The 8,294-nt window shown below is 34.3% G+C and carries 9 protein-coding genes, 3 tRNA genes and 1 CRISPR repeat array; of the genes, 11 read left to right on the forward strand and 1 reads right to left on the reverse strand.

What is annotated here, in order from left to right:
- The 4 genes from NE054_RS06055 to nusB form a co-directional block, all read left to right on the forward strand.
- The coding region (locus NE054_RS06055) for a DegT/DnrJ/EryC1/StrS family aminotransferase (protein ID WP_297889826.1) at nt 1-828 on the forward strand (828 nt) is incomplete at its 5' end.
- Between the two features lie 2 nt (nt 829-830).
- Nucleotides 831-1,247: a hypothetical protein gene (locus NE054_RS06060; RefSeq protein WP_297889827.1), complete on the forward strand. Its 417-nt coding sequence runs from the start codon at nt 831-833 to the stop codon at nt 1,245-1,247.
- A 20-nt stretch (nt 1,248-1,267) separates the two neighbouring features.
- On the forward strand, nt 1,268-1,732 hold the full coding sequence (gene ribE / locus NE054_RS06065) for a 6,7-dimethyl-8-ribityllumazine synthase (protein ID WP_297889828.1): 465 nt from the start codon (nt 1,268-1,270) through the stop codon (nt 1,730-1,732).
- A gap of 3 nt (nt 1,733-1,735) precedes the next feature.
- A complete protein-coding gene (nusB, locus tag NE054_RS06070) occupies nt 1,736-2,194 on the forward strand; it encodes a transcription antitermination factor NusB (protein WP_297889830.1) in 459 nt (152 codons plus the stop codon).
- On the opposite strand, the gene NE054_RS06075 is transcribed toward nusB, so the two are convergent.
- Nucleotides 2,172-2,657, reverse strand: a complete 486-nt coding sequence (locus NE054_RS06075; RefSeq protein ID WP_297889832.1) for a nucleoside deaminase — start codon at nt 2,655-2,657, stop codon at nt 2,172-2,174. The genes nusB and NE054_RS06075 overlap by 23 nt on opposite strands.
- Before the next feature lie 56 nt (nt 2,658-2,713).
- Here NE054_RS06075 and NE054_RS06080 point away from each other — a divergent pair.
- From NE054_RS06080 to NE054_RS06110, 7 genes are all read left to right on the forward strand, one after another.
- Nucleotides 2,714-2,786: transfer RNA gene (locus NE054_RS06080), tRNA-Thr, on the forward strand.
- Between the two features lie 13 nt (nt 2,787-2,799).
- Nucleotides 2,800-2,882 (forward strand) — tRNA-Tyr (locus tag NE054_RS06085).
- A gap of 7 nt (nt 2,883-2,889) precedes the next feature.
- Nucleotides 2,890-2,962, forward strand: a tRNA-Gly gene (locus NE054_RS06090).
- A 290-nt stretch (nt 2,963-3,252) separates the two neighbouring features.
- Nucleotides 3,253-4,632, forward strand: coding sequence for a dihydrolipoyl dehydrogenase (gene lpdA, locus NE054_RS06095; protein WP_297889834.1), 1,380 nt, complete (start codon nt 3,253-3,255; stop codon nt 4,630-4,632).
- 53 nt (nt 4,633-4,685) lie between these two features.
- Nucleotides 4,686-6,089 (forward strand): amidophosphoribosyltransferase, encoded by a 1,404-nt coding sequence (purF, locus tag NE054_RS06100; protein ID WP_297889836.1) that lies wholly within the window; start codon nt 4,686-4,688, stop codon nt 6,087-6,089.
- Between the two features lie 11 nt (nt 6,090-6,100).
- Complete coding sequence (locus tag NE054_RS06105; protein ID WP_297889837.1) at nt 6,101-6,649, forward strand: DJ-1 family glyoxalase III; 549 nt, start codon at nt 6,101-6,103, stop codon at nt 6,647-6,649.
- Nucleotides 6,643-7,701, forward strand: coding sequence for a Xaa-Pro peptidase family protein (locus tag NE054_RS06110; RefSeq protein WP_297889839.1), 1,059 nt, complete (start codon nt 6,643-6,645; stop codon nt 7,699-7,701). Before NE054_RS06105 ends, NE054_RS06110 begins: the two co-directional genes overlap by 7 nt.
- Nucleotides 7,702-7,726: 25 nt before the next feature.
- A CRISPR array of direct repeats spans nt 7,727-8,153; the repeat unit is 30 nt; unit sequence GTTTCAATTCCTCATAGGCACTCTAAAAAC.
- The last annotated feature ends 141 nt before the right edge of the window (nt 8,154-8,294 follow it).

Consider the following 8,294-nt stretch of genomic DNA (forward strand, 5'->3'; position numbering starts at 1 on the left):
TCTCTTAGCTTTATGGCAACCATTGACGCCGTTATAATGGCAGGAGGAACTCCTGTTGTTATAGATGTAGATGAAAGTTATACTATGAATGTAAAACAACTTGAAGAAGCTATAGAAAAGTATAATCCAAAAGCTGTTATTCCAGTACATCTTTTTGGACAAACAGCAGATATGGATAGAATAAAAGAGTTGTGTAAACCAAAAAATATAGTAATATTAGAAGATGCAGCTCAAGCTCACGGTGCGGAGTATAAAGGAAAAAAAGCAGGTAGTTTAGGAGATATCTCTGCTTTTAGTTTCTATGCTTCTAAGAACGTTGCGATGGGAGAAGGCGGTGCAATATTAACAAACTCTCCTTACTTAGATGAAAAAATCACAAATTGGATAGAGTTTGGGGACCATCCGGCTTTGAATTTAAGAATAACAGAATTTCAAGCAGGGATAGGATATTGGCAACTTCAAAGGTTAGATGAAACAAACGAAAAAAGAAGAAAAATTGCAAAAATATACAAGGAAGAATTTAAGGATTTACCTGGATTAATCCTTCCTCAAGAGTATCCGGATAGAAAACATGTATTTCATATCTATGCTTTAAGACATCCACAACGAAACAAAATAGTGGAAAAACTCATTGAAAATGGTATAGGAGCCAGAGTTTATTACGAATATACATTACACCAACTCCGGAACGCTCAACACCTACCATGTGAATTTGGTGAACTTTGCACAAAAGAACTTTTTGCAATTCCAATTCATGCATCTTTAACAGAAAAAGAGGTAGATTATATCGTAGATACAGTTAAAAAAATCATTAAGAAAGAGGTTTAATCATGAAGAAGTATTTTATGGTTGCTTTTACATCTTTAGGTTTAATGATTTCTTCTTGTACTGTAGTTGCAAGACCTGGAGGAGCTGTAATTGTTGATACTCCGGATAGGATAGTAGTAAATCCAAGAGTAGTATATATACCAAAATACGATATTTACATAATTGACGATGATAGAATTGAAGTTTACAGATATAAGAACAGATGGTATTGGTACAAAGGTGGTGTGTGGTATGTGGCGGAAAGGTATGAAGGACCATGGATTATTTTAAAAGGAGAACCTCCAATTAAAATACCACCTGGACAGATAAGAAGAATGGAAGTCCATGAAAGAAACCAAGAAAGAAAATTTTTTAAGGAATTAGAGAAAGAAAGGAAAAAAGAAGAAAAAGAATGGAAAAAAGGGAAATGGAACGATTAACATAATAAAGGAGGTTTATAATGAAAATCATAGAAGGTAATTTAACAGCTGAGAACATAAAATTTGCTATAGTTGTAGGTAGGTTTAACAGTTTTATTACAGAAAGACTGTTAGAGGGTGCTATAGATTGTATTTTAAGACATAGTGGTAGCAAAGAAAATATAGAAGTTGTAAAAGTTCCAGGTTCCTTTGAAATCCCTTTGATTGCAAAAAAATTAGCTAAATCGGGAAGATACGATGCTGTTATATGTCTTGGAGCAGTTATAAGAGGCTCAACACCACATTTTGATTATGTAGCAAGTGAAGTAACAAAAGGAATAGCTCAAGTATCCTTAGAAACTGAAGTTCCAATTTCCTATGGAATACTAACAACAGACACTATCGAACAAGCCGTTGAAAGAGCCGGAACAAAAATGGGAAACAAAGGCTTTGATGCAGCATTAACAGCAATAGAAATGGTAAATATAATAAAACAAGTAGGATAGATAATGAAATATAACATAAAAAACGTACAAAGACAAGCAAGAGAATTACTCCTTCGAATATTTTACTCTTATGACCAAAAAGAGGATAATTTAGAATCCATCTTAAACGAGTACACTCGAATAAAAACTATACATCCGGAAGTTATTAAACATGCGTACAATGTCATATCCTTTTTTGAAAAAAATAAAGAAACAGTTGATAATTTAATAAAATCCCATTTACAAAAATGGCGATTTGAAAGATTAGGATACATAGAAAGAGCAATACTTAGAATAGCCATTACGGAACTTTTAATTTTGAAAGAAACAAACAAAGAAGAAGATTTAATGATAAAAAGAATAGTTTTAGATGCTTTAGATTTAGTAGAGTGTTATACAGGTTCAAAAGAATCCGTAAAGTTTATAAATGGTATAATTGGAAAAGTAATAAGGGAGATGTTTACACATCCCTACGTTTATTAATTCTTAAAAATTTAAAGAAATCCTTTAAAAGTTTCTCTGCCCTTTCATCTGGAACATAAGAATATTCTACTTTAAAAGGTAATTTATTATCATCAAATAAATTGTATTTACTTACAACAGCTCCTGCTTTTTCATCCTTTGCTAAAAAGACAACTTTTTTTATTCTCGCTTGCATAATTGCTCCAGCACACATAATACAAGGTTCTAAAGTTGTATACAATACACAACCATCTAAACGCCAGTTCTTTAACTTTTTACAAGCTTTTTCAATTACAACTACTTCAGCATGGTATAAAGCGTTATTTTTTGATATTCTTAAGTTATATCCTTTAGATATAACATTACCATCTTTAACCAAAACTGCCCCAACAGGAACTTCACCTTTTTTCATTGCTTTTTCTGCTTCTTTTAAAGCCAATTCTAAAAACTTCTTTTCCATTTTTTTAACTTCAATTTTTAACATATTTAAAAACTCTTGACATTATACAAAATTTTTCATATAATATCTATCTCAAATAAGCCGGTGTAGCTCAGTCGGCAGAGCAGGTGATTTGTAATCACCAGGTCGTGGGTTCGAGTCCCACCGCCGGCTTACAAAAGAATAAGGAGAGGTAGCCAAGTGGCCAACGGCAGGAGACTGTAAATCTCCCGGCGAAAGCCTTCGGCGGTTCGAATCCGTCCCTCTCCATAGATATGCGGGAGTAGCTCAGTTGGTAGAGCATCTGCCTTCCAAGCAGATGGCCGCGGGTTCGAGTCCCGTCTCCCGCTCTTCCCATTTTTCAAAAGTGCATTTATTCATAAATTTGCTTCTCTTAAATATAAAAATCTTGACAAAAGATAATTTAATAGTTTATACTATTTATTCTGTAAATATGCCACAATATTTATTTTATTTTTTGCCCAGGTAGCTCAGTCGGCAGAGCACACCCTTGGTAAGGGTGAGGTCGCGGGTTCAAGTCCCGTCATCCTCCCTTTCTTCACTTCCATTAATAACTTGACAATCACAACAATCATACTCAAAATTAATATTGTAAATCTTTCTCAAAGGAGTTTTTCATATGTTTGATTTAATAGTTATAGGAATGGGTCCTGGTGGTTATGAAGCAGTTTTGACCGCTTTAAGGAAAAAGTTAAGTGTTGCAATAGTTGAAAAGAGTAAACTTGGTGGAAACTGTTTAAATAGAGCTTGCATTCCTACAAAGTACTTAAGAAGTGGAGCCCATACGATAGAAAAACTTTCAAAAATTAAAAATTACGGTATTAATGTTGAAAATTACTCTATAGATTACAAAACAGCCTTTGAAAGTAAAGAAAAAGCAATTGGATTTTTAAGAAAGTCTTTAGAACAACTTCTTAAATCTAAAAAAGTTCCTGTTTTTAATGGAAAAGGTAAGATAGTTGGTAAAAATCAGGTTGAAGTAAAGTATCCCGATGGAAAAACAGAAGTTATAGAAGGAAAAAACATTATAATAGCAACTGGTTCTTATCCGGCTTCCGTTGGAAAACTAAATCCGGACGGAAAATACATAATAACAACGGAAGACTACATGGAAAGATTAGACACACTACCAGAAAGTATGTTGGTAGTTGGTGGTGGCGTAGCCGGATGTGAGATAGGATACATAGCAAAAATCTACGGTTGCAACATTTACATCACGGAGCTACAAGACAGACTTTTACCTTCTCAAATAATATCTCCTGAGATATCAAAAAACCTTCTAAAAAAGTTTAATTCAATAGGAATAAAAACCTTCTTTAACACCACTGTAGAAGACTTTTTGATAGAAAATGAAAAAATAAATGTAAAACTCTCCAACGGTGAAACTATAACGGTAGATAAAATACTTCTTACCATAGGAAGAAAACCAAACACAAACGATATAGACACAATAGGTATAGAAAAAGATGAAAAAGGATTTATAAAAGTAAACCAACATCTTCAAACGAACTTTGAAAACATATACGCGATAGGAGATGTTGTAAACTCACCAATGCTTGCTCACATAGCATCGTACGAAGCGAAAATAGTTTTAAACAACATCACATCTTCCGAAAAAAAATCTCCGGATTACACACTAACACCATGGGCTATATTTTCAGGATACGAGATAGGACACGTAGGACTAAATGAAGAGATGGCAAAACAACAAGGAATGGAAGTTGTATCCGGATATTATCCATTTATGTACAACGAAAAAGCTGTAGATGAACTTGATTCAGAAGGTTATGTAAGACTTTACTTTGAAAAAGAAAGCAAAAAGATAATAGGTGTAGATGTTGTAGGAATAGGAGCATCGGAAATTATACATCAGATAGCCACATTCATAAAAGAAGGATACACAGCTTCCGACGTTCACGAATTTATATACTTCCATCCATCATTGAGTGAAATATTTGCATACGCTTCCTACGATGTAGCAGTAGGAAAATTGTTTTGAAATCGTGGTAAAATTAGATATTACACTTGATTTTAAAGAGGTGAATTTATAAAATGTGTGGAATATTTGGTGTTTTTAACAATAAATCAGCAGCAGAAATGACTTTTTTAGGACTGCACGCTTTACAACACCGAGGACAAGAATCAGCCGGAATAGCCGTATCCGATGGCTACGATATAAACATAAGACTTGGAAGTGGTTTGGTAACCCAAGCTTTAAAAGAAGAAGACATTAGAGAATTAAAAGGAGACATAGCAATAGGTCATGTCAGATACTCTACAGCCGGTGGTTCAAACCCTAAAAACATCCAGCCATTTTTTGCCCACTTTTACGGAGGACAGTTTGCAATAGCCCACAACGGAAATCTTGTAAACGCAGAAAGATTAAAAAAAGAACTTGAGATGGAAGGAGCTATATTCAGGTCAACGTCGGACACCGAAGTCTTTGTCCATCTGATAGCAAAATCAAGACAGCCGGCCCCACCTCACATAAACCTTCACAAAAACGACGAAGACTTTTTACCTCACATATTTGAGGCAATGAAAAAAGTCAAAGGAGCTTACTCTCTTGTAATTTTAAGAGAAAAACAACTCATAGCAGTCAGAGACCCTCATGGCTTTAGACCACTTGTGTTAGGTAAAAACAGGTCAGGTTCCTACTTTGTTGCATCTGAGACCTGTGCGTTAGATATAGTAAATGCAGAATACCTAAGAGACATAAATCCAGGTGAAGTTATAGTTATAGATGATGCAGGTTTAAGGTCTTACTATCCTTTTGAGTTTACAGAAAATCCAAAAAAATGTATATTTGAATTTGTTTACTTTGCAAGACCAGACAGTAAAATATTTAAAGAGTGGGTTTACAGCGTAAGAAAAGAGTTTGGAAAAAGGTTAGCCAAAGAGTATCCGATAGATGCAGACTGTGTGATTCCTGTACTGGATTCAGGATTGTTAGCAGCAATGGGATACAGTGAAGAAAGTGGTATTCCATTTGAGATAGGACTTATAAGAAACCACTACATAGGTAGAAGTTTCATCCAGCCATCTCAGGAAATTAGGGATTTAAGTGTAAGGTTAAAGCTAAACCCGGTTAAGGATGTTATAGAAGGAAAAAGAATAGTAGTTATAGACGATTCCATAGTTAGGGGAACTACAAGTAAAAAGATAGTAAACATGCTAAGAAAAGCCGGTGCAAAAGAAGTCCACATGTTAATTAGCTCACCACCTGTTGTAAGTCCTTGTTATTACGGAATAGACACTCCAACAAAAGAAGAGCTACTGGCATCTCAGATGTCCATAGAAGAGATAAGAAAGTTCATAGGTGCAGATACATTAGGATACCTTTCATTGGAAGGAATGCTTGAAGCAGCGGATAAAACAAAAGGTTACTGTACCGCCTGTTTTACAGGTAATTATCCTGTTTTAGATGAAATATTTGAAGAGATACAAATCATCTAAGGAGGTGTACCATGGCAAAAGTTTTGGTACCTTTGGCAGATGGGTTTGAAGAGATTGAAGCAATGAGTATAATAGACATTCTCAGAAGAGCAAACATAGAAGTGGTTGTAGCCGGATTACACGACGGATACATAGAAAGTGCAAGAGGTGTAAAAGTCATTCCGGATACAACCATAGACAAAGTTAACGCTGATGATTTTGATATGATAGTCCTTCCAGGGGGACAACCCGGAACAGACAACCTCAACAAAGATGAAAGAGTCAAAAAATTAATCCAAGATTTTTACAACAAAGGAAAACTTACTGGAGCAATATGTGCGGCTCCATACGTGTTAGCCAACGCGGGAATACTCCATGGTAAAAAAGCCACATCTTATCCAACGTACAAAGAAAAACTTGGAGATGTCAACTACTTAGAAGATGCTGTAGTAGAGGACTCAAACGTTTTAACATCAAGAGGTCCAGCAACTGCTGCATGTTTTGCATTTAAAATAGTTGAAAAGTTAGCAGGAAAAGAAAAAGCAGAACAAATACAACAGGGAATGTTATTTAAATGTTGAAAAAGTTGGACCAAATAAGACAAAAATTATCAAAAGAAGGCTTAGACGCCTTCTTATTTAGTTCTTACTCAAATATTTTTTATCTTTCAAGATTTTCATCTTCCAACGCATACATTATACTAACACAGAAAGACATTTACTTCCTTACAGATGCAAGATACTACCAAAATGCAAAAGAAAAGTTAACAAGCTTTACAGTAGTAGAGTTAAAAAATGGACTAAAAGGATTAAAACAGTTTATTAACGATTTGAATATAAAAAACTTAGGATTTGAGAAAGACAAGATAACACTCTCTTTCTACGAAAAACTAAAAGAGGGAATAACCCCTTCACTATATGGATACGAAGGATTTTTAAACGAGTTTAGAATATCAAAAACAGAGGAAGAGATAGAAATAATAAAACAAGCTGTAATCAAAATAGACAATGTATTTAAAAAAGTAATACCTTGGATAGAGGAAAATATAAACAACAATTTAACTGAAATATCTGTAAGGAGAAAAATTATAGACCTTATATTTGAAGAAGGAGGCACATCGGAAAGTTTTCCAACGATAGTTGCATCGGGAAAACATTCAGCCATTCCACACTGGGAAACATCAAACGAGTTGATTCAAAAAAATGCACCACTTTTAATAGATATGGGTCTAAAATATCAAGGATACTGTAGTGATTTTACAAGAACATTATACATAGGCAATCCAGATGAAAAATTTAAAGAGATATACAACATCGTAAAAGAAGCTCACATAGCAGCAACCCAAAAAGTAAAAGCCGGAGTACCAATAAAAGAAATAGACTTTGCAGCAAGACAGGTAATAGAGAAATCCGGATATGGAGAATACTTTACCCACTCAACAGGACACGGAATAGGAATAGACATCCACGAAGAACCAAGAATATACAAAGACAACGAAGAAATATTACAGGAAAATACAGTATTTACAATAGAACCAGGAATATACATACCCGGATACGGTGGAGTAAGGTTAGAAAACATAGTAGTTGCAAGAAAAAACGGTGTAGAAATATTAACCGAAACTCCATTATAACAACATTTGTATTTTTCTAAATACCGTTTCAATTCCTCATAGGCACTCTAAAAACTCGGCGCTTGGGATTTTTTCTATGAGTATGAAGGCAGTTTCAATTCCTCATAGGCACTCTAAAAACGCTACTCCAACCAGAACTTGAAATTTCATTTACAGTGTTTCAATTCCTCATAGGCACTCTAAAAACTTTTCAGAAGGAATAAGAACATAGTTCCCTTTTTCCGGTTTCAATTCCTCATAGGCACTCTAAAAACTGCATACTGAAAGTTTGCTAAAACAATAGGTTCATAGTTTCAATTCCTCATAGGCACTCTAAAAACAGATGAAGTGAAAAACCTTCAGTGGTTTTTACTTTAGTTTCAATTCCTCATAGGCACTCTAAAAACTAGGCTGTATGGTTCTGGTTTGTTTAGAGTTAAGTCGTTTCAATTCCTCATAGGCACTCTAAAAACCCCGAAATTTTTCTTATTCGGTTGTCAAGGTTTTATCCTTTAAAATCAACTACAAAAAGTATAATAAAACTCTAATTTCCAATTTAAATAATTTTAAAACAAACCAAGACAAGTAGCAAAACTTAAAGCTAAAATGAAGAA

This window comes from Sulfurihydrogenibium sp. (assembly GCF_027448985.1).
In the GTDB taxonomy this organism is placed as follows: domain Bacteria; phylum Aquificota; class Aquificia; order Aquificales; family Hydrogenothermaceae; genus Sulfurihydrogenibium.

Excerpts from the sequence above, each read along its gene's own strand:
- nusB (WP_297889830.1), top strand. The coding sequence starts at position 1,736 with ATGAAATATAACATAAAAAACGTACAAAGACAAGCAAGAGAATTACTC.
- NE054_RS06075 (WP_297889832.1), bottom strand. The coding sequence starts at position 2,657 with ATGTTAAAAATTGAAGTTAAAAAAATGGAAAAGAAGTTTTTAGAATTG.
- NE054_RS06060 (WP_297889827.1), top strand. The coding sequence starts at position 831 with ATGAAGAAGTATTTTATGGTTGCTTTTACATCTTTAGGTTTAATGATT.
- lpdA (WP_297889834.1), top strand. The coding sequence starts at position 3,253 with ATGTTTGATTTAATAGTTATAGGAATGGGTCCTGGTGGTTATGAAGCA.
- ribE (WP_297889828.1), top strand. The coding sequence starts at position 1,268 with ATGAAAATCATAGAAGGTAATTTAACAGCTGAGAACATAAAATTTGCT.
- NE054_RS06110 (WP_297889839.1), top strand. The coding sequence starts at position 6,643 with ATGTTGAAAAAGTTGGACCAAATAAGACAAAAATTATCAAAAGAAGGC.
- purF (WP_297889836.1), top strand. The coding sequence starts at position 4,686 with ATGTGTGGAATATTTGGTGTTTTTAACAATAAATCAGCAGCAGAAATG.
- NE054_RS06105 (WP_297889837.1), top strand. The coding sequence starts at position 6,101 with ATGGCAAAAGTTTTGGTACCTTTGGCAGATGGGTTTGAAGAGATTGAA.